The organism is Actinomadura sp. RB99, assembly GCF_014706005.1.
Taxonomy (GTDB): Bacteria; Actinomycetota; Actinomycetes; order Streptosporangiales; family Streptosporangiaceae; genus Spirillospora.
Genome location: NZ_JABMCA010000002.1, coordinates 264,186 through 284,369, shown reverse-complemented (window position 1 = coordinate 284,369; position 20,184 = coordinate 264,186). Strand labels below are relative to the sequence as shown.

The 20,184-nt window shown below is 70.4% G+C and carries 19 protein-coding genes; 7 read left to right on the top strand and 12 right to left on the bottom strand.

Translation table 11 applies throughout. From position 1 onward, the window contains the following. Positions 1-421: 421 nt before the first annotated feature. Positions 422-1,255: a hypothetical protein gene (locus amrb99_RS03390; protein ID WP_190852048.1), complete on the bottom strand. Its 834-nt coding sequence runs from the start codon at positions 1,253-1,255 to the stop codon at positions 422-424. Between the two features lie 68 nt (positions 1,256-1,323). Then, positions 1,324-1,911, bottom strand: a complete 588-nt coding sequence (locus tag amrb99_RS03385; protein WP_190852046.1) for a TetR family transcriptional regulator C-terminal domain-containing protein — start codon at positions 1,909-1,911, stop codon at positions 1,324-1,326. Positions 1,912-1,979: 68 nt separating this feature from the next. Between amrb99_RS03385 and amrb99_RS03380 the strand changes: the two genes are divergently transcribed. Further along, a complete protein-coding gene (locus tag amrb99_RS03380) occupies positions 1,980-2,726 on the top strand; it encodes a hypothetical protein (RefSeq protein ID WP_190852044.1) in 747 nt (248 codons plus the stop codon). Positions 2,727-2,753: 27 nt separating this feature from the next. Here the strand turns inward: amrb99_RS03380 and amrb99_RS03375 are convergent, their stop codons facing one another. Together amrb99_RS03375 and amrb99_RS03370 are read right to left on the bottom strand one after the other, a co-directional pair. Further along, entirely contained in the window at positions 2,754-3,503 is a 750-nt protein-coding gene (locus amrb99_RS03375) for an SDR family oxidoreductase (RefSeq protein WP_190852042.1), read from the bottom strand. 178 nt (positions 3,504-3,681) lie between these two features. Then, the gene (locus amrb99_RS03370; protein WP_241755211.1) at positions 3,682-6,366 is read right to left on the bottom strand and encodes a LuxR family transcriptional regulator; all 2,685 of its coding nucleotides are present in this window, start codon (positions 6,364-6,366) and stop codon (positions 3,682-3,684) included. A gap of 165 nt (positions 6,367-6,531) precedes the next feature. Between amrb99_RS03370 and amrb99_RS03365 the strand changes: the two genes are divergently transcribed. Continuing rightward, on the top strand, positions 6,532-7,023 hold the full coding sequence (locus amrb99_RS03365; protein WP_190852038.1) for a nuclear transport factor 2 family protein: 492 nt from the start codon (positions 6,532-6,534) through the stop codon (positions 7,021-7,023). A 52-nt stretch (positions 7,024-7,075) separates the two neighbouring features. Here amrb99_RS03365 and amrb99_RS03360 read toward each other — a convergent pair whose 3' ends face one another. Continuing rightward, positions 7,076-7,459: a DUF5997 family protein gene (locus amrb99_RS03360; RefSeq protein ID WP_190852036.1), complete on the bottom strand. Its 384-nt coding sequence runs from the start codon at positions 7,457-7,459 to the stop codon at positions 7,076-7,078. Between the two features lie 55 nt (positions 7,460-7,514). Between amrb99_RS03360 and amrb99_RS03355 the strand changes: the two genes are divergently transcribed. The 3 genes from amrb99_RS03355 to amrb99_RS03345 all read left to right on the top strand — a co-directional run bounded on the left by amrb99_RS03355 (position 7,515) and on the right by amrb99_RS03345 (position 11,229). Beyond that, entirely contained in the window at positions 7,515-8,201 is a 687-nt protein-coding gene (locus tag amrb99_RS03355; protein WP_347256511.1) for a LysR family substrate-binding domain-containing protein, read from the top strand. A 294-nt stretch (positions 8,202-8,495) separates the two neighbouring features. After that, positions 8,496-8,933 carry a nuclear transport factor 2 family protein gene (locus tag amrb99_RS03350; RefSeq protein WP_190852034.1) on the top strand — a complete coding sequence of 146 codons (438 nt, stop codon included), beginning with the start codon at positions 8,496-8,498 and terminating at the stop codon, positions 8,931-8,933. A gap of 136 nt (positions 8,934-9,069) precedes the next feature. After that, positions 9,070-11,229: an FUSC family protein gene (locus tag amrb99_RS03345; protein ID WP_190852031.1), complete on the top strand. Its 2,160-nt coding sequence runs from the start codon at positions 9,070-9,072 to the stop codon at positions 11,227-11,229. Between the two features lie 1,114 nt (positions 11,230-12,343). Here the strand turns inward: amrb99_RS03345 and amrb99_RS03335 are convergent. Both amrb99_RS03335 and amrb99_RS03330 read right to left on the bottom strand, forming a co-directional pair. After that, positions 12,344-12,706 carry an SH3 domain-containing protein gene (locus amrb99_RS03335; protein ID WP_190852028.1) on the bottom strand — a complete coding sequence of 121 codons (363 nt, stop codon included), beginning with the start codon at positions 12,704-12,706 and terminating at the stop codon, positions 12,344-12,346. Positions 12,707-13,303: 597 nt separating this feature from the next. Then, the gene (locus tag amrb99_RS03330; RefSeq protein ID WP_190852026.1) at positions 13,304-13,882 is read right to left on the bottom strand and encodes a TetR/AcrR family transcriptional regulator; all 579 of its coding nucleotides are present in this window, start codon (positions 13,880-13,882) and stop codon (positions 13,304-13,306) included. A 79-nt stretch (positions 13,883-13,961) separates the two neighbouring features. Between amrb99_RS03330 and amrb99_RS03325 the strand changes: the two genes are divergently transcribed. Together amrb99_RS03325 and amrb99_RS03320 are read left to right on the top strand one after the other, a co-directional pair. Beyond that, a complete protein-coding gene (locus amrb99_RS03325; protein ID WP_190852024.1) occupies positions 13,962-14,735 on the top strand; it encodes an oxidoreductase in 774 nt (257 codons plus the stop codon). Positions 14,736-14,786: 51 nt separating this feature from the next. Beyond that, positions 14,787-15,134: a VOC family protein gene (locus amrb99_RS03320; protein WP_241755177.1), complete on the top strand. Its 348-nt coding sequence runs from the start codon at positions 14,787-14,789 to the stop codon at positions 15,132-15,134. Positions 15,135-15,650: 516 nt separating this feature from the next. On the opposite strand, the gene murJ is transcribed toward amrb99_RS03320, so the two are convergent. The 5 genes from murJ to amrb99_RS03295 form a co-directional block, all read right to left on the bottom strand. Continuing rightward, positions 15,651-17,219 carry a murein biosynthesis integral membrane protein MurJ gene (murJ, locus tag amrb99_RS03315; protein WP_277819828.1) on the bottom strand — a complete coding sequence of 523 codons (1,569 nt, stop codon included), beginning with the start codon at positions 17,217-17,219 and terminating at the stop codon, positions 15,651-15,653. 17 nt (positions 17,220-17,236) lie between these two features. Then, a complete protein-coding gene (locus amrb99_RS03310; RefSeq protein ID WP_190852011.1) occupies positions 17,237-17,416 on the bottom strand; it encodes a hypothetical protein in 180 nt (59 codons plus the stop codon). Between the two features lie 49 nt (positions 17,417-17,465). Further along, positions 17,466-18,446 (bottom strand): hypothetical protein, encoded by a 981-nt coding sequence (locus tag amrb99_RS03305; RefSeq protein ID WP_190852009.1) that lies wholly within the window; start codon positions 18,444-18,446, stop codon positions 17,466-17,468. A gap of 331 nt (positions 18,447-18,777) precedes the next feature. After that, on the bottom strand, positions 18,778-18,957 hold the full coding sequence (locus amrb99_RS03300) for a hypothetical protein (protein WP_190852006.1): 180 nt from the start codon (positions 18,955-18,957) through the stop codon (positions 18,778-18,780). Between the two features lie 419 nt (positions 18,958-19,376). Then, positions 19,377-20,051, bottom strand: a complete 675-nt coding sequence (locus tag amrb99_RS03295; RefSeq protein ID WP_190852004.1) for a response regulator — start codon at positions 20,049-20,051, stop codon at positions 19,377-19,379. Between the last annotated feature and the right edge of the window lie 133 nt (positions 20,052-20,184).

Genomic DNA, 20,184 nt, shown 5'->3' with positions numbered 1-20,184 from the left:
CGCCGTCACCGCGACCTTCGACGTCCTGCCGGACGAGGGGACCCCGGCTTCGTGGTTCCGGGTCGAGACCGACCAGTTCACGGTGCCCGCGAACGCGTACGTCCAAGCCGCCGTGCAGATCACCATGCCGGCCGAGGGCGGGTACGAGCGCCACCACCTGCGGGGACGCGTGCGATCACCTGGCCTCGCACCGGCCGTCAGCGAACAGGGCCGCTTCTCCCGGCCGCTCCCGCCGGGATGGGGAGCGACGTCATATCCGGATACCTACCTCGATCTCTCCGGCGGCGGCCGCGAAATCCTGTTCAAGTTCCGTGGTCCTGGCATGGACGCGTCCCTGCGCTTCAACATCGGAGCACCGGACCCGGAATCGGCCGGCTGGTTCAGCGTGCAGCCGGCGAAGGACAGTCCCGGGCCTTTTGGGCTACCGCCCCCTTGGGACGGGAGTTTCACCTGGCGTGTGGTCGTCGACGCCGACGCGCTCATCGCCTCGGGGCGGCGTGGGGTGTGGCTCCAACCATGGGTGGAAATCGAGTACTTCCCTCCCATCTCGGAAGGGGATACCTCCATCCCAGAACCTCAATGGAAGCCGTGCGGGTACTGGTTCGGCTACGGCGTAGAGGTCGGCGGCTGACGAGATGCCCTCGATGGCGGTCCCGCCGAGCCGTTGGACGATCTGCTCCATCTTCGGCAGCGTGAACGCGTTCGTGGCGATCGTGAGGCGCGCGCCGGACGCCGCGATCCGGCGTATCTCGCTCTCTCCGCGAGGCGCGATCCGCAGGTGTTCCTCGTCCACGGCGTCCGCCGCCGAGCGCAACTCGTGCTCGGTGAGCCCCTTGCCGATCACGCCGTAGTACGGCGGATCCTCGCCCTCCTCGGCCGTGCCGTTCCAGCCGATCCAGGTGAAGCCCCCCTGCCGCCCCAAGCGTCCCTTCCCGAAGCGGCTGATCCGCACCGCGTGCGCGCCTTCCGGCAGGTCACCGTTGCGGTCGTCCTGGCGGGTCAGCGCCAGTACCCGTCCGGTCAGCGGATCACCGCGCCCCGGCTCGCTGTAGACGACCAGGCGGTCGCCGGCCGGCGGCGTCGGCCGCAACGACTCCAGGAACAACCCGGGCGGTCTGTCCGGCGCCAGCACGAACGGCGCCGCCTCGGCCGACACCGACGGCACCGGCGTCGCATCGCGCGGAGCATCGCCGCACCCGGCCGGCGCGATGGCGAGCAGGGCGTCGCCCGTCGACCATCGGGCGGCCGCGTTCATCGGGCGCCGGTCGCCGGCGGTGCTGGCGCGACACCTGATCCTGGCACCGAACAGGACCAAATCCCCACTCAGCACGCGTACCGTGTCAGCTCGTCCAGGTGGCGCGCGACGATCAGTTTTGCCCGGTCGGGCGTGAGGGCGTCGGGCCGCATGGCGATGTGCACCGCGAGGCCGTCGAGCAGCGCGTGGAGGCGGTCGGTCTCGAGTTCCACGTCCAGACCCGTCACCTCTCCGGCCAGCCCCTCGACCAGCCGGCGGCACCCGCCCCGCAGGACGTCGTAGCCCTGGTCATGGACGGCCCGCAGCTCGGGGTCCACCTGCGCGCGCGCCGTGAAGGCCAACCACACCTCGTTCTCGGCGGCGCGTTCCGCGTCGAGCGGCAGTAGTTCCAGCAGGACGCGCTCGGCGCGGCGGCGCGGATCGGGTTCTTGCGGCAGCGCCGCGATCCGCGCCTCGATCCGTTCGATGACCGCACGCAGGGTGAAGGACAGCAGTTCCGACTGGGACGCGAAGTAGTGCCGCAGCGACCCCATCGACAGGCCGGCCTCCTGCGCCACGTTGCGGACCGAGGCCGCCGACAGGCCCTCGCGGCGGACGACCCGCCACACCGCCTCCACCACATCGGCCCTGCGCCGTTCGGGATCCACCTTCGCCATCTCCCCTTTCTAGCACAGCCGTGCTACTTTGCGTTTAGCACGACTGTGCTACTCGAAGGAGGAAGAGCATGGCTCGTCTCCCCGCGGGCTCGCGCCCCGTCCGCATCACGCTCGCCATCACCGCCGCCGTCACCGCGTCGGCCGGCGCCGCCCTCACCACCGGGGGCGTACTCCAGGCGAACTCCGGCGGCCGCTTCGGCACTGCCGAGCACCGCTTCACCACACCGACCGCAGCCCTCAAGACCGACGAGATCGACGTCGGCTCGGACACGGCCCGTCCGGCGGATCCCGATCCCGACGTGGGCGAACTGGCGCAGGTCAGGATCGTGGTACGGCCCGCCGACCCGCGCACCCGGCTGTTCGTCGGCATCGGACCGAAGCAGGAGGTCGAGGCCTACCTGCGCACCGTCGCGCACGACGAGTTCGCGTCCGCGGACCTCTCTCCGTTCCGGGCGATCTTCACCCGGCACCCGGGCGCCGCCCGCGCGGCGTCCGCACCCGCGCGCCAGCCGTTCTGGGTAGCGGCGTCCTCAGGACCAGGCGTCCGGACGCTGAACTGGAACAAGACACACGGAACGTGGTCCGTCGCAGTGATGCGCCTGGACGGCTCCCCCGGCATCGACGTCCGCGCCTCCGTCGGCCTTCGCTTCGGCTTCCTCCTTCCGTCCGGCCTGTCCCTCCTCGCCGCAGGAGCACTGATGCTTCTCTACATCCCGCTCTCCCGCCGCACGCGGCACCAGCCGTCCGGCAAGCCGACCGCGAACGCCCCTGCCACCCCCGCCCGCCCGAGGCACGACACCCACAACAACCTGTGAGGCGGGGGCGCAGGGGCGGGAATCCGATCAGTCGACCAGGGCGCCGGCGGAGATGTTCACCTGCGTCGACGTCATCGTGGCGGCGTGGTCGGACACCAGGAACGCGGCGATGCGGCTCACGTCCGCGAGGGTGGTGGCGCGCTTGAGGAGGGTGGCGTCGACCATCTGCTGCTTCACCGGGGCCATCTCCGGGCCGTCCGGCATGGACTCGGCGACGCCCCCGGTCTTCATCGACAGGACGCGGACCGAGTGCGGCCCGAGCTCGCACGCCCACTGCCGCCGCATCGCCTCGACCATCTCGCAGCCGACCTGGACGTTGCCGAGACCGGGCGAGCGGTTCCCGCTGTCGGAGCCGCCGAAGTGCAGGATCACGCCGGAGCCCTGCTTGACCATGTGGCGGGCGGCGGCCTGGGTGGTCAGCATGAGGGTGCGGGCGATCTTCTCCAGGGACCGGGCGAAGGCGTCGGCCGGCAGCTCCATCAGGGGACCGAACAGCGTCTCGTGGGAGATGACGTTGACCGAGATGTCGACGCTGCCGGCGGTCTCCACGACGGAGTCGACCCAGCCGTTGACGGCGTCGCCGTCCAGGGCGTCGACGCGGGCCGTCTCGGCAAGGCCGCCGGCGGCCCGGATGTCGTCGGCGACCGCGTCGAGCGTCGCCGGGGTGCGGCCGGCGAGGAAGACACGCGCGCCCTCGGCGGCGAAGCCGCGCGCCATGGCGCCGCCGATCGATCCGCCGCCGCCGTAGATGACCGCGGTCTTGTTCTCCAGAAGCATGGCCGTTCTCCGTCCGTCCGAGGTGTTCGGTGGTGATGGCGTCGACCGTAGGAGCGCGGCCGGACGGCCCGCATCGGTCACCGGACGGGAATTGAACGGCGCAGGTCAGAAGGCGGATGAGCGCTCGGAACATGGTCTCGCGCAGAGGGTGCCGTACGGGTGCGGAGGAGCGGCTAAGTCATGTGTCCGATACCAGGCGGGCCAGTTCCAAGCGGCGGGTGACGCCGATCTTCGGATACGCCTTGTAGAGGTGGTGCCCGACCGTGCGGGGGCTCAGGTAGAGCCGCGCGCCGATCTCCCGGTTGCTGAGCCCGGCGGCGGCGAGCCGCACGACCTGCAGTTCCTGCGGGGTGAGCCGCTTCAGCGGGTCGGTGTCCTCGGCGCTGGCCGCCGGGCGGTCGCCGAGGACCTCCAGCTCGGCGCGGGCCCGTTCGGCCCAGGCGGGGGCGCCGAGCCGGGCGAAGGCGTTCCGGGCGGCGGTCAGCTCGGTGCGCGCCTCGGTGCGGCGGCGCCGGCGGCGCAGCCATTCGCCGTAGAGCAGCCTGGTCCGCGCGGCATCGTAGGCCCGGTCCCCGTGCAGGCCGAGTGCGGAGCGGTAGTGCCCGTCCGCCTCGTCGCCCTCGGCCAGGAGGGCGCGGCACCGGGCGATCAGGGCCGTGCAGGACGTGGCCGCGGCCCATGCCTCGAACGCGGGCAGATGGGCGCGGGCCAGGTCCCGGCGCCCGGCCCGCACCGCGGCCTCCGCGTGGTCGGGGACGGCGCGGATCAGCACGTCGTACCGGGCCGGGCCGGAGCACACCGCGTCCAGCCGCTCCAGGGCCTCGCCGGCGTGCCCTTCGGCGAGATCGAGCAGGCCGATGCCCCAGGACGCCAGCGCCGCGTTGGTCGGGTGCACGTCGGCATGGCCGAGGACGTCCGGCGCCAGGGCGCGGCTGCGCTCCGGGTCCGACTCCAACCGGACCGCGATGCACTTCATCGCGGTGACCTGCATGTCCATGCCGATGTCGGCGGCCAGCGACATGCCCTCGGCCGTCGCCGCGTCCGCGCCGTGCAGGTCGCCGAGCAGCACCCGCCCGATCGCGAGCGCCTCGGAGATGTACGGCAGCCAGCCGAGCGCGCCCTCGGCCCTGGCCTCGGCGGCCATGCGCTCCAGCAGCTCCGTCGCGGCCCGGTCGTCCGCTACGAGCAGGCCCATGAAACCGCCGATGAGGCGTTCGACGACGTCCTCGATCTCGCCCGCCCGGGCGGCCTCGAACAGCGCCCGCATCGGCCGGACGGCGTCGGGCGCGTCGTCCACCAGCCGCCGCCCGTAGGCGATCAGGGCGCCCGCCACCGGCGCCTTCGCCGAATCGGCGGGCGGCCTCACCTTCGTCAGCAGCTCGACGCTCCGCCGCACGAGACCGTGCGCGCCCGCGTCCCGCGCGGACCAGACCGCCTCCGTCAGCATGGACACCGCCTGGTCGGGATCGCTTTCCACGATCAGCGCCGCGCCCTGCAGCGCGAGCTCCGCGTCGGCGGCGGGCGAGGTGCGCTCGTAGGCGACCTGGGCGCGGATGAACGTCGCCTCGGCGACGACCCCGTCGTCCCCGGTGAGGTGCTCGGCCTCGGCGGCCAGCCGGGTGGCCTGGTCGGGGCGGCCCGCGTCGTAGGAGGCCCGCGCCGCGTGCACGAGCCGGCGGGCCTCGCCCTCCGGCTCGGTGCTGAGCCGCGCGGCGCGCTCGTAGGCGGCGGCGACCGCGGCCGTTCCGCCGCGCCGCCCGGCGCGGTGCGCGACCCGCTCCAGCTCGGCGGCGACCTCCTCGTCCGGGCCGGTGGCGGCCGCCGCTCGGTGCCAGGCGCGCCGGTCGGCGTGCTCGTCGCCGGTCAATACCCGGGCCAAGGCGTCATGGACGGCGGTCCGCCGGTGGTGCGCGGCCTCCTGGTAGGTGACGGCGCGGATGAGCGGATGCCGGAACCGCACCTCCTCCCCGTCGAGGACGACGAGCCCGGCCTCCTCGGCGGGTTCGAGGTCGGCGGGGACGAGCCCCAGCGCGTCCCCGGCGCGCAGGACGACGCCCAGGTCGGCGGTGCCGTCGGCGGCGACCACCAGGAGCAGCCGGCGGGTGGCGTCCGGCAGCTCGGCCAGCCGCCGCCGGAAGCTCTCCTGGACCTTGCCGCCGACCGGCAGCGGCCCGGCGTGCCGGGCGGGCCGCGACTTGAGGGCGTGCGCCAGCTCGATGAGGGCGAGCGGGTTGCCGGCCGCCTCGTCCAGCAGCCGCTCCCGAACCGGGACGGTCAGCTCCGGCGCGTGCGCCGCCACGAGGTCGCGCGCGGCGGCCCGGTCCAGGCCGGCCAGCCGGACGACGTCGAGCCCGCGGTCGGGGAACGGACGGACGCCGTCCCGCACCGTGAAGACCATGGAGATCGGATCGGCGCCGAGCCGGCGGGCGGCGAAGAGCAGCGCGTCCAGCGAGGCGTTGTCGAGCCACTGCGCGTCGTCCACCAGGCAGAGCAGCGGGCGGTCGGCGGCCAGCTCGGACAGCAGGGTAAGGGTGGCGGCGCCGATCAGGAAGCGGTCGCCGGCGGGCCCGGAGCCGAGTCCGAACGCCGATCGCAGCGCCGCCGCCTGCTGCGCCGGCAGCGCGTCGAACCGGTCGGTGAAGGGGTGCAGCATCAGGTGCAGACCGCCGAAGGCCAGCTCGCTCTCCGACTCGACGCCGGCACCGCGGATGAGCCGCATGTCCCCGGCGTCGGCCGCGAGCTGCTCCAGCAGGGAGGTCTTGCCGATCCCCGCCTCGCCCTGGATCACCACCGTGCCGCTGCGCCCGGAACGCGCGGCCCGGAGCAGCCCGGCAAGGTGGTCCCTCTCACGATCCCGCCCCATGAGCACGCGAGAACAGTACAACCCGGGCACGCCGCCGAGGACGCCATGACGGGAGCCACCGGATGCTAGACGAAGCGCCGGCATCCGAGCGCCGAGCGGGAGGGGCGCCTCAAAAGTTAGAACGCGTTCTTGTTTATGGCGGCGGTGTCGAGCAGGCTACGTCGCATGGATCTGAACGCCCTGGAGGACATCCGTCAGGTGAAGTACCGCTACCTGCGCTGCCTCGACCTGAAGGACTGGAACGGGTTCGCCGACACCCTCACCGAGGACGCCATAGGCGCCTACGGGACCCGCGCGGTCGGCGGGCCGCTGCGCCTTGAAGGCCGCGATGCCATCGTCGACTACATGCGCACCAACCTCGGCCCCGAGATCACCACGGTGCACTTCGCGGGCCAACCCGAGATCCGGGTCGACGGCGACACCGCCGAGGGCACCTGGTGCCTGGAGGACACCGTCATCGCCAAGGCGTTCCGGGTGCTGATCCGCGGATCCGCCTTCTACGAGGAGACGTATCGGCGCTGCGCGGACGGCGGATGGCGCATCAGCGGCATCGGCTATGAACGGACCTACGAATACTCGGTATCACTCGATGATGTGCCCAGCTTCAGGCTCCTGGCGGACCGCTGGGCGCCCCCGCCCCCACAGCCGGGAACCTGACCAACGCCGCCTCCATCGCGAGCAGCGCGGCCGGCGATGGACATCGCGCGAGTCAGGCCTTGGCGCGCTGCTCCTTGAGGCGGAGTTCCTCCTTGCGGACTTCGGCCTGCACGGCTTGCTCGCGTTCCAACCACTCGGGCCTTTCGGCCTTGAGGTTCTCGATCTCGGCCGTGGTGAGAGGGCCCGTGATGCCGGCGCGGGCCAGGCCTGAGACGGAGACGCGGAGCTTGGCGGCGACGACCTGGCGGGGGTGGGGACCCTCGCGACGCAGATTCGCCAGCCAAGAGGGCGGGTCGGCCTGGAGCGCGTTCAATTCGTCCCGGGAGACAGGACCTTCCTGGAACTCGGCGGGTGCTGCCGATAGCAGGATCCCCAGCTTCTTGGCCGCTGTCGCGGGCTTCATGGTCTGCGGGGTCTTTGCTTTGGACGTGCCCATGCCCTCAAGCGTAGCCAGCGGGAGGGCATCGTCTGGACGCGACTAGGGTGGCGGGGTGACCGATGGTGAGTTCCGGCTGGCCTATGTGCCGGGGGTGACGCCCGGGAAGTGGGCCGGGGTGTGGGCCGAGCGGGTCCGGGAGGTGCCGCTTCGCCTGCTGCAGATGCCGGCGACCGAGGTCGTCCCCCTGCTGCGGAACGGTGAGGTGGACGCAGCGTTCGTACGCCTGCCCGTCGACCGCGAGGCCCTCCATGTGATCCCGCTGTACCTGGAGACGACCGTGGTCGTGGTGCCCAAGGATCACGCGGTGGCCGCAGTGGAGGAGGTGGAGCTCGCCGACCTCGCCGACGAGGACGTGTTCGAGCCGCTCGACGACGTCTTGACCTGGGACGTCCGTCCCGGGCAACCCGCCTTCACCCGTCCTGAGAGCACCGCCGGCGCAATCGAGTTGGTGGCGTCGGGTGTCGGCGTCCTGCTGCTCCCGCAGTCCCTGGCCCGCCTCCATCACCGCAAAGACCTCACCTACCGGACCGTGACCGACGCTCCTCAGTCCCAGATCGGCCTGGCCTGGCTCGCGGCCGAGACGACCGACCTGATGGAGGAGCTGATCGGCATCGTCCGCGGCCGCACCCCCAACAGCTCCCGTGGCCGCAATCCCCAACAACAGCAGCCCACCCGCAAGAAGCCACAGCAACAACGCTCCCCCTCCAAGCAGCACCGCCAGAAGCGCCGCCGAAGGTGAAGAGAGCCGCGCTCACCCCCCCGGCCAGCCCGCACCAAGAAGACGATGCCCCTCCGCCAGTTGTCGGTAATCGATGGATACGGCGGCTTCAACGGGCGTGCGTTGCGATGCCCTGATGAGGCCGACGCTCCATGACCGCCGGCGAAGTACCAGCGTGCGGGATGCGGTTACCGGTGCGGCCAGACACTCTCGGACGTCCAACGCCGCCAAGGACGACTCGGCGTGGCCCGGCAGCCGCCTGACGGGTCGGTGGAGACCGTTGACCGGAAATGAGAACACGTTACAGTTTCTGCCATGACCGCAGTCACTTGGGACGCACCGGACGCCGACCACCCCGCGCGCCGGGCGGTACGCGCGGCGATGAGCGCGGCCGCGGAAGGACGCAAGCAGGAGTGGCTCGCGCTGTTCGGCCCGGACGCCGTCATCGAGGACCCCGTCGGCCCCTCGATGCTCGATCCCGAGGGCAAGGGGCACCGGGGGCCGGACGGGATCGAGCGGTTCTGGGACGAGAACATCGCCCGGGTGCGGAAGTTCCGCTTCCGGGTGAGCGACTCGTTCGCCAACGGTCCCGCCTGCGCCAATGTCGTCACCATCACCGCGACGCTGGACGGCGGGACCACCATGACGATCGACTGCCTGACCGTCTACACGGTCGATGACGACGGCCTGATCACCTCGTTCCGCGCCCACTGGGAACCGGATCGCGTGTTGGCCACCCTCACCTCACCGTAGGGCGCGGTGATGCGGATGCTCGTCTCCTGCAGCGGGCGTTGGTGGGAACTCATGCCCCCTGAGCAGGGACGTCACTAGGTCCGCCGTCCCCTTCGGGTCTTAGGAGGACGAGGTCGGCCGGTCTTATGGTTGGTCGATGGTCGAGTTCGCGCGGGTTCAGCTGTTCACCTGGTCGGTCCCCGCCGCGATGCGGGCGGTACGGGCCGCCGTGGTGCTTCCCGCGTTGTTCGCTTTGACCTTTGAGGGTTTCGGCAACGTGCAGATGGCCACGTTCGCGGCGTTCGGCGGTTTCGCGACGCTGGTGATGGCCTCGTTCGGGGGGCGGCGGCTGGACAAGGTCATCGCGCACCTCTACTTGGCGGTCGCGGGGAGCGTGCTGCTGACGATCGGCACGGCTGTGCACTCGGTGACCTGGTTGGCGGCGCTGGTGACCGTGCCCGTGGCGTTCGGGGTGCTGTTCGCCGGGGTGATCGCGCCCAACCTGGCCGCCGGCGCCACCGCCGCGCTGCTGGCGTACGTCCTGCCCGCCGCCTCTTCCGGCACCTTGGCGATGGTGCCGGACCGGCTCGCCGGCTGGTGGCTGGCCTCAGTGGTCGGAACGCTGGCGGTCCTGCTCGTCTCCCCGCGACCAGCGGCGGACGCGCTGCAGGACGCCGCGTCCAAGTGCGCCCGGGCGCTCGGCGATCTCGTCGGGGCCGGGTTGCGCGCCGAGGCCGTCCCAGACCACCGGGAAGCGTCGATCCGGGCCAAACACCGGCTGATCGACCAGTTCACGTCCACCCCCTATCGGCCGACCAGCCTCACGAACGCCGACCAAGCGCTCGCGGGCGTCGTCGGCATGCTCGAGTGGAGCACCGCCCTCCTGTGCGACAGCCTCAGCGAGTACGGCCACTTCAGTGACATGCCAGAGGTCGAGCGTGAACTCTTCTCCGCGACGGGCGCCGTCCTGCGGGACGTGGCGGGACTGCTCGACGGTGCGGACACCAATCCCGATCTCGACCGGCTCGACAAGGCGCTCCAAGCGAGCGTGACGGCACTGCGGCACATGAGCATCGACACCGGGTACGCCACCGCGGTCGACCTTTCGTTCCACGCGCGGACGCTCGGCCTCGCCGTCCGCGCAGCGGCCATCGACACGATCGTCGCGGTGCGACGGGCCAATCCGGCGACCATCGCCGAATGGCAGGAACGCGTGTACGGCATCCCCGAACGTGCCGCAGGGGCCGAGCGGCGGCTCGGCGTGCTCGCCGCGATCAGCGGCGTCGCCCTGCACCACGCCAGCCTGCGGTCGGTCTGGCTCCTCAACAGCATCCGCGGCGCCGCCGGACTCGCCGCGGCGATCGCCGTCGCCGACGTCAGCGGTGTCCAGCACGGCTTCTGGGTCGTCCTCGGCACCCTGTCGGTGCTGCGCACCAGCGCGGCCTCGACCGGGGCCACCGCCTGGCGGGCCCTGCTGGGAACGGTGGTCGGGTTCGCCCTCGGCGCCGCCCTGATCATGGCGATCGGCACCGGCTCGGCCGCGCTGTGGGCCGCGTTGCCGCTCGCCGTGCTCGTCGCCGGATACGCGCCCGGAACCGCCCCGTTCGCGGTGGGCCAGGCCGCCTTCACCATCGTCGTGTCGGTCCTGTACAACCTGCTCGCCCCGGTCGGCTGGCAGGTCGGGGTGCTGCGAATCGAGGACGTGGCCATCGGATGCGCGGTCAGCCTCGTCGTCGGGCTGGTCTTCTGGCCGCGCGGCGCCGGCCAGGTGGTCCGCGCCGATCTCGCCGACGCCTTCCGGCAGAGCGCCGCCTATCTCAGGCAGGCGATCGACTGGGCGCTCGGCATGAGACCCCGCCCGCCCCAGGCCACCCAGGCCGTCGCCGCAAAGATCCGGCTCGACGACGCGCTGCGGGGCTATCTCGCCGAGCAGGGCACCAAGCGGATGCCACGCGAAGAGCTATGGCGGCTCGTCGCGGGCACCACCCGGCTCCGTCTCACTGCCCGATCGCTGAACGGACTACCGAGCCCGGACGCCGAACCCGATCCGGTCAGCCGCGCCCTCCGCGACCAAGCCGCACGCCTGAACGACTGGTACGACCAACTCGCCGCCAGCCTGACCGACCGCGACCAACCGCCGCCAAGGGAACTCGATCCACCCGAATTGACGGCGATCGCCGCGACCGCGTCCGACCCCGTCGTGGCCTGCACCCTGTGGGTGGAGCAACACATACAGCACATCAGACCCCACCTCGGCGAACTCACCACCGCCGCAGACCACCTCGCCCAGCAACGCGCCCTGCCCTGGTGGCAGTAACCGCCGCCGCTTTCCGAGCGACCAACTGACTCGGGACCGCTCCCCGAAAGCCGCCATTGATGGCGAGCCGCGCACGATCCGCTTCTGCGATGGCATGCTTGCCGACAACAGCACGAGGACGGGACTCCGACGCCGCCGACGCGGCGCACAAAATCGCGCACACCGACCCAATAGTGGGTTGGCGCGCTGACCGGACTTTGAATCAACGCCAGCTCAACGGTTCGGTAACGGATCGACACGCGGCGGCATCGGACAACACGAGAATGGGACCTCAGTCGAACACGTCAGCTCGTAGCCCACTGAAAGCACCGCTTTAGGTAGCGCTCGGTAGTGGAGCCCGAGCCATTGCCAATGCGGTTCTTGACGGCCGTGAAGTCGGCGCCTCCAGACAGGAGCCAGGACGCGTGAGTGTGCCGGAGGTCGTGAATGCGGAGCATCGGGTTAAGGTCGGCCTCCTTGAGGACAGACTTCCAGATCCGATTGCGGAACCAGTTGGCGGGGACGTGACCGTCGGTTTAGTGTCGGCGAGGTTCGCGGCGATGTCCTTGCCGTCGGCCGTGCGGCGGGCGCGGTATTCGGCAGAGGCTCGCCTGCGGTGGTCGCAGCGACAATTGGCGCCGTTATAGGCGCTCAGCATCCCATACCCGGTATCGGCCCCCTTTGGCCTTCTCTTCGGCCCGGCCGAGCTCGGAGTCGAGCGAGGCGGGTCGCTCCTCGTTCGCCGCGTCCGGCCAGTGGACGAACAGGAGCCCGTCGGTGCCGAGCTCCTCTTCGAGGATGTGGTCTTCTTTTAGGGCACGCGGGCGTGGGTCCCGCCGTCGCGACAGCGTTTACGCAGGCCAGGAGGCTTCGAAGGGTATCCAGGAGCCCCGCTTCTTGCTCTTGCAGGTGGTTCGGGAGCCACTGGGGAGCAAACGCTCCCAGACACATGGGCAAGAAGGACCCTTGCGTCACATTCGTCAAGAGAAGTCGCGCTTCCCACTGCAGGAACGCAAAGGAAGCGGCGGTGAAGGCCCGCCGGACATACGGCCCATCCGGGCCGGTTTCAGCGAGCCTCCACCGTTTCGACTCATTGTGATGGGTTCGGCGTGGCCGCCGAGATCTGCGTGTGGCGTCAGCAGTGGTGCGGCTTGGCGCCGAGGAGCTTGATGTAGTAGGCGGACACGTAGCCGACCCCGTCCCAGTTGGCATTGTGGGTCGGGTCCAGCCGGTACCAGGTGCTGTTACCGAAGACGCCTTGTCCCTTGACGTAGCACTTGAGCGCGAGGATGTCGCCCTTGTTGTAGTAGCCCTCGCGGAGCGACTTGGTGGTGGGCTTGCTCCGGATCGCCAGGTGCGGCGAGGCGGTGACCCTGCCCTTCACGTAAGCGGGTCCCCCGTTGGCCGGTGTGACAGTCTCGGCGTGCGCGGCGGACAGCACGGCGCCGCCGACGAGAACCGCGCTCGCTGTGGCCGCCACCGTCACCAAACGCTTCATCGTGATCCCCCTTGTCCTTTGGCGGTGGCCCCCCTGGCCGTCCGCCTCTTAGTAGGATCAACGGACGGGCACAAAAGTTCGGTCGGTTTCGGAATCGGTCGAGGAGAATGCCAGATCCCGAGCACACAGGGATGCCCCCGGAAGCTGGGCGTTCCGGATGTGACGCCTGGCGGCAAGACCGCCCCGGTCAGCACAGCACCCCTCGTCGGACAAATCCCCTCGAATAGTGCTCAACACTCGATAACGACCAGCTCGGGTGGAGTGGGCGAAGACGGCTTGGGTTGCGGCGCGGTGGACAGGTTCGCGGGAAGCCGTCGCCGTGCCCCGCGCCGGGAGTGGCCCGGCGGGATGCCGCGCACCAGGGGCTCCAGTCCGAGTTACGGGCGCGATGACCGCAGCCCCATAGCCGCGTCTGGTTCCACTCGGTGAACTGGCGATGCACCGTCTCCAGGACACACCGAAGTTCGGCGGTGGCTGTCGCCAAGTGCAGCCGATGGTCACCACGAACACGATCAGGCCATTAGCGATCAGTGGCCTGATGCAGTCCGGAGAAGCGGTCATGGCCTGCGCAGAGGCCGCGCCGCCACGCCATCCGGTTCAGGTCGCCTGTGGAGCGGGGTGGCGCAGGCCGTCGAAGAGGAGGGCGGTGATCTGCCGGGCCTCCTCCAGCCAGCCCTTCGTGGCGCGCATTCCGCAGATGCCGCCCAAAGCGCGCAGCAGCGTCGAGCCGGAGACGTCGTTGCGAACGGTACCGGCCGCGCTGCCCGCGTCGAGCAGTTGAGTGAGGGCGTCCGCCATCCGGGTGCGCGCGTCATCGAAGACCGGCGAGTCCGTCGCCATGATGCTCTCCAGAGCGACGGACATTCCTTTGCCCACGGCCGCGTGGTCCACGAGCAACAGCAGGAAGCGCCTCAGGGCCTCGTCCGGGGCGTACTGGTCCAGCAGGTCGGAAGGCGCGGAGCACAGGTCGTCGACCTCCGCGCGGTAGACCTCCTCGATGAGGGCCTCGCGGGTCTCGAAGTGGCGGTAGAGCGTTCCGACGGCGACGCCGGCGCTGCGGGCGATGTCCTCCACGTGCGCCTCGGTGTCGCCACCGAGGAACGCCTCGCGGGCCGCGGACAGGAGCGCCTCGCGGTTGCGTCGCGCGTCGGCGCGCAGCGGACGTGATGACGGCAACAGACCTCCATAAGGTGAGTCCGGTTCCGGTTATGTATATGGTTTCCGGAGTCGGGTTCATCTTACGGAGGAGAAGCGCATGCCGATCACGGACGAGCGGTTGGACGGTCTGCGGGTGCTGGTCACCGGCGGCAGCCGCGGCCTGGGCGAGGCGACCGTCCGCCGCTTCGCCGCCGCGGGCGCGACCGTGCTGACGGCCTCCCGCAGCAGGCCTGAGGAGGACACCCCCGCCATGTTCATTCCAGCGGACCTCTCGACACAGGAGGGCGTAGCGGAACTCGGGCGCCGGGTCATCGACCGCGTGGGCGGAGTGGACGTCCTCGTGAACAACGCGGGCGCGGCCAGCGACCCGGCGCCGACCCTGAGCCGGTCGGACGAGTCCTGGCGGGCGGACCTGGAGATGAACCTCCTCAGCGCCGTGCGCCTCGACCGGGCTTTGGTTCCGGGGATGGTCGAGCGGCGCTCCGGTGTCGTCGTGCACGTCTCATCGATCGCCAGCCAGTTGCCGCAGCGCACGGAGGCGTCCTACGCCGCCGCCAAGGCGGCGCTCAACACCTACAGCCGCGAACTGGCGACCGAGGTCGGCGAGCACGGGGTGCGCGTGGTGTGCGTCCTTCCCGGCTTCGTCGTCACCGACGGTGCCACCGCCCATCTCCAGCACATGGCCGACCAGCAGGGCCTCACCTCAGAGGAGGTCACGCGGCAGATCGTGGATCACCTCAAGGTCCCCATGGGCCGCCCAGGAGACCCCGAGGACGTCGCCGAGATGATCGCCTTCCTCGCCTCAGGCCGCGCGAAATGGCTCACCGGAGCGCAGTTCCGCGTCGACGGCGGCATCATCCCGACCGTCTGAGCACCGACCGGCACGAAGAACAGGACCCCCATGCCCATGACTCTGAGTTCCTTGATCATCGACGCCGCCGATGTCGCGGCGGAGAGCGCCTTCTGGCACCGGCTGCTCGGCGGATCGATCACCCGGACGCCCACCCATCACTTCATCCAGGCGCCCGGCCTCCCGGTTCTCATCGTCCAGTCGGCCCCCGGACGCATGGCCCCGAACTGGCCGGACGGCCCCTCCCAGCAGATGCACCTCGATTTCGGCGTCGATGACCTCGCGGCCGCCGACCGCACGGCCACCGGGGCCGGCGCCACCCGCCTGCGGCCCACTGACGACGTCACCCCGGAAACCCGCACGGGCAGCCGGGTCTACGCCAGCCCTGCCGGACACCCCTTCTGCCTGCGATCATCCTGAAACCGCCGCCGCCCGCAGCGCCGCACGCCCCGACAAGGCCGACCTATTCGGACGTTAGTTAGCGGCGCCCGACGTCGCGCGCGATCCCTGATGACGGCGTCACCGATGTTCCGGATGCTCTCGTGGTTCGACCGGACTTTCAGAGGCGGCCTCCGACGGTGGTGAAGCCCTCGTCGGCGCCGGGTCGCGAAGCTGGATCAGGCTGGCCGGGAATCATCCCCGCATGGTGGACATTCACGAGTAGCTCACAAAGAGGGACAGCCACAACCACGACCCCGACCACGCCAGCACCGCGCCTGCTGAAAACACCGTCGGCACAGGTCAGGCGAGTCGTCGACGAGGAGGATGCCCCCAGGTCCGGCGCAACAACCTGCGGTCGGTCATCCGCGCAGACGTGATGGTCGGCGCGAATGGGAGCGGCTCCGGCGCTGCCGCCCGAGGGCGCGGGCGCGGCGGCCGAAGTTCGTCGCGGTTACAGATGTCCGAATTCGTTTGCGCGGGCTGTTCGTCAGAGGGTCATGCGGAGCGAATCATCGATGTGAGTTCTTTGAGCTCGCCGATTCTCAGCAGGTGCGCGGTGAGGGCGTAGAGCCCGGCTCCGACTGCTGCAGCCGCGCTGATGATGGTGAGTGCGCCGGTCGTTCCTGTCCCCAAGGCTGGGCTGAGCGTCTGGGTGATGAGGGCTGCACCGGCAGCGCCAACGGCGGCGGCGGTCAGTGTCCGAGTGTGGGTTTTCAGGAGCCGGTGCCCGTCGACGCGGCCGAGTCGGCGGCGGAGCAGCTGTGCGGTGACGGCCAGGCCGAGGGCGTATGCGAGGCCCGTGCAGCCGGCCAGGGCGATCACCAGGTTCGCACCGTGGAAGACGTGGGCGGCGGTGAAGCTGGCCGCGATGGTGGCGGCGGACACGACAGTGCTGACGAGGGCGGGGGTGCGGGTGTCCCCGAGGGCGTAGAAGACGCGCAGCATGATCTGGTAACCGGCGAACGGGACCAGGGCCAGGCCGTAGGCGGCCAAGACCGATCCGGTGAGGTGGGCCGCGGCCGGTGCGGCGTTGCCGTGGTCGAACAGCACACCGGTCAGCAGCGGACCGAGCACGATCAGTGCAGCGGCGACGGGGGCCATGGCCACGCTGGTCAGGCGAAGGCTCCGGGACAGGTCGGCGGTGATCCGGGCGAGGTCGCGGTCGGCGGCCGCCCGGCTCATCCGCGGCAGAACGCCGGTGATGACGGTGACCGCGATGACGGCGTACGGCAGCTGGAACAGGGTGTAGGCGTTCGAGTAGATGGCGACGGCTCCTTGTCCGGCCTGGGAGGCCAGGCGCGTGCTGACGATGAACACCACCTGGGCGGCCGCCACCGACGCGACGGTCCAACCCGCCATGACGGCGATCGCCCGGACGGCGATGCCGCGCGGGTCAGCGTGCAGGCGGAGCCGGAACCCGCTCCGTCGGCTGGTCACGGCCAGCACCGCCATTTGCGCGGCGACGCCGCCGCTGGTGCCGATCGACAGCAGCAGCATCTGACCCGTGGTGAGCTTTTCCAGATGCCCGGTGCCGCCGATCATCAGGAAGGCCAGGGCGGTCGCGGTGACGATGAGGTTGTTGGCGACGGGGGCCCACATCGGTGCGACGAAGCGCGAGCGTGCGTTCAATACCGCGGCCAGGGTGGCGCTCACCCCGTAGAAGAGGATCTGGGGCATGAAGAACCGGGTGAACACGATCGCCAGATGCCGCTCGGGCGGGGTGAACCCGGGGACGTACACCTGCACGATGAGCGGGGCGGCGATGACGGTCACGATGACCACCAGACCCAGGCCGTAGACCACCAGGGACAGCAGCCGCTGCGCGAACAGGTCGGCGTCGACGCTGTCGTCCGCGGCGGTGCGGACCAGCAGCGGCACGACCACGCTGGCCACCGCCCCGCCCATCACCAGCTCATAGATCGTGTTCGGGGTGACGTTGGCCGCGGTGTAGGCATCCAGCAGCCTCGTCCCCAACCCCAGAGCAGCGACCAGGACCATCGTGCGGACGAACCCGGTGACCCGCGACACCATGGTGGCGATCGCCATCGCCCGCCCGGCCCGCATCAAATGCGCCTCCGCCGTCATGAAGACGCTCCCGCCGCAGTGGTGCCGACGGCGCGGCCAACGAACAAGATCCCCATCAGGTGGGCGAAGGCGTAGTCACCGGTGATCGCAGGCACCTGAGCGCCGCCACGCTGAGGGGCAAGGGGCTCGGGAGCAGCGGCGGTCGAGTTTCTGGCGCAGCCGATCAGTTCGCCCACACGACGAGCGTACCGTTGAGCCTCGATCCGGGCCGGTTGGAAACCGAGGTCAGGTCTGATCAGCGGTGAGGTCGATGGACACATGAGCAGGTGCCGCAGTGGTGAGGCGGGCCGGGTCGACGCGAACGCCGGGGAGCCGGCGCCGCACGTGCGGCTCGACCGTCGCGGCGGAGCCGGTCGTCCGGATACCGAGTTCGGTACCGTTCCCGCTCGGCCCCACCTCGATCGCCTCGATCTGGTTCCAGGCGAGGAACTCCCCGTCGAACCGCAGCCCGGCCCCGTCCGCCGTCAGCGTCTCCCGGGGGATCAGGAAGTCGACCACGATCAGCGCGATGCCGACGCCGACGATGATCAGCGGAAAGAGCGCGTGCGGGTATTCACGGGACAGGCCGATCGCCCACACCGTTCCGAGACCGCCATTCCAGGCGACGAGGAAGGCGGCGAAGAGCAGGGCCGACCGGGACCGGGCTCGGACGGCATACGGTTCGGGCGCATGAGGTTCGGTGCCGGGACCGGCAACAGGCACCGGTGCCAGACTCTGGAGCTGTTCGGCCAGTTCGCGGGCGGACGAGGCCATGCAGCGCGACTCGAAGGCGAGAGCGAAGGGCTTGTCGCGGCGGACAGCACCCAGCCGGGCGTCGCCGAATAAGCGGCGTTGCAGTTCTTTCACGCGGTCCAATGGGCGTGGGGGCAGAGCGCTCACCCTGGCCTGGACACCGACGGAGACCTGATCGCCGCGGCCGGCGGAGACGACCAGTTGCGCGATCCCGTCCCAGCGAAAGTCCCGCTGGTCGCGACCGATCCCTGCCGAGATGCCGTGGCGATCGGCGGTCAGCACCCGGCGCGGGAAGACCGTCAAGAACCCCACGGCGACGATCGTCCAGCCCACCATGAGCAGCGCCGCCGGCCACCCGCTGGTCACGTATCCGACGGCGACCATTCCGGCGAAGCCGAGTGCGTACCCTGCGGCTTGCAGGGGCCGGTCCAAGAGCGAGACGACCCCGCGCCGGCGCAGCACCACCGTGTCCATCAGTCCTCCTCGACCAGGCACCACAATCACCCGCGAAGTGGACGTCTCTTCCAACACAACGGTTGCCGCATAGTCCGGAACCGGCTCAAACAGAGGGCGAAAAAGCGTTGTCCCCACCGAATACCTGGGTGGCGGCTTCACCGGGCGCGTGTTGGAGATGCCGATGCTCGTTGTAGACGGTCTCGAACTCGCGGAGGGCGTGAAGCAGGTGCCCGCTGGTCCAGATCGACGCCGGCATCGGCCAGGTGGTTGACGCACGCCCCCGCTCGGGTTCCCCCCGCACCAGTGTCGCTCGAAAGGCTCACGAGGACGCGGTGATGCAGCCCTACGGTCACTTGCTCGGCTGCGGAACCTTGCAGGAAGCGGTGGGGTTGAGACCGATGTAGTTGAGCGGACCGGAGACCAGGGTGATTCCGATGGTGGCGAACTGGCCGCAGCTGCCGTTGAAGTGGGCGTAGTAGTGGCGCTGTCCCGCAGCGAGTGCTCCGATGACCAGCCAGGTGAGGAGCATCCACCGTCCGGACCGCATCGTTACCTCCGGTGACCGCCTCGCCGACCCTGGGGTACGACAGTAACGACAAGATCGTCCATAGTTAAGCAAGCCGGGCCAGGTGTGTCATCTCACTGACCTCGGAACACTGGATCATCCGCGGAGGGCCGCCTCAGAAGCAGACATTCAGCTCAAGTGCGGTGAAGCATGCCGAGATCGCGGTGCGGGGCAACGCGAGGAGGGCGTTGTGAGCGATGCCTGCCATACCCGCTCCCCCGGCGCGCGAGGGACGAGGACGAGCGCCTCGGGGCCGTACGCGACGACGCCATCGCGTTGAGCGACAGGGCGGCGAGGTCGCCGACGACGCTCAGCCGGCGTCGGCCGTCTCCTTCACCGGCTCGCCCCGTTCGGACTCCCTGGGACGGTCGAGGCGGACCGGGTCAGGGCTCGAACCGGTAGCCCATTCCGGGCTCGGTGATGAAGTGCCGCGGGCGGGACGGGTCGTCCTCCAGCTTGCGGCGGAGCGAGGCCAGGTAGACGCGCAGGTAGTTGGTCTCGCTGAGGTGGTTCGGGCTCCAGACCTCGGTGAGGAGCCGCCGCTGCGAGATGAGCTTGCCGGGGTTGCGCACCAGGATCTCCAGCAGTCCCCATTCGGTGGGGGTGAGATGGACGCGCACCCCGCCCGGACCGTGGACGATCTTTCCCTTCAGGTCGACCGAGTGGCGGCCGACGTCAACGGTGGGCAGGTCGTCGGCGGGCACCCGGCGGGTGATCGCGCGGATCCGGGCCAGCAGCTCGTCCACGCCGAAGGGCTTCGTGACGTAGTCGTCGGCGCCGGCGTCCAGGGCGTCGACCTTGTCGCCGCTTTCGGCCCGTCCGGACAGCACGATGATCGGCACCGCCGACCAGCCCCGCAGCCCGCGGATCACGTCGACCCCGTCCATGTCGGGGAGCCCGAGGTCGAGGATCACCAGGTCCGGCTGCCATTCCGCGGCGCCGGTGAGGGCGCCCTTGCCGTCCGGAGCGACCTGCACCTGGTAGCTGCGGGCGCGGAGGTTGAGCCGGAGGGTCGCGAGGATCTGCGGTGAGTCGTCGACCACGAGGACGCGCGTCATGGCCGTTCGTCCTGGCGGCTCACGATCTCGATGGGGAAGAGCACGGGTCACCTCTGATGAGCGTCTTGGTGGATCTGCCGGTCACCGGTGCGATCGGCGCGCCGGTCGCGTTGAGGCGGGACGCCCCGCGTCT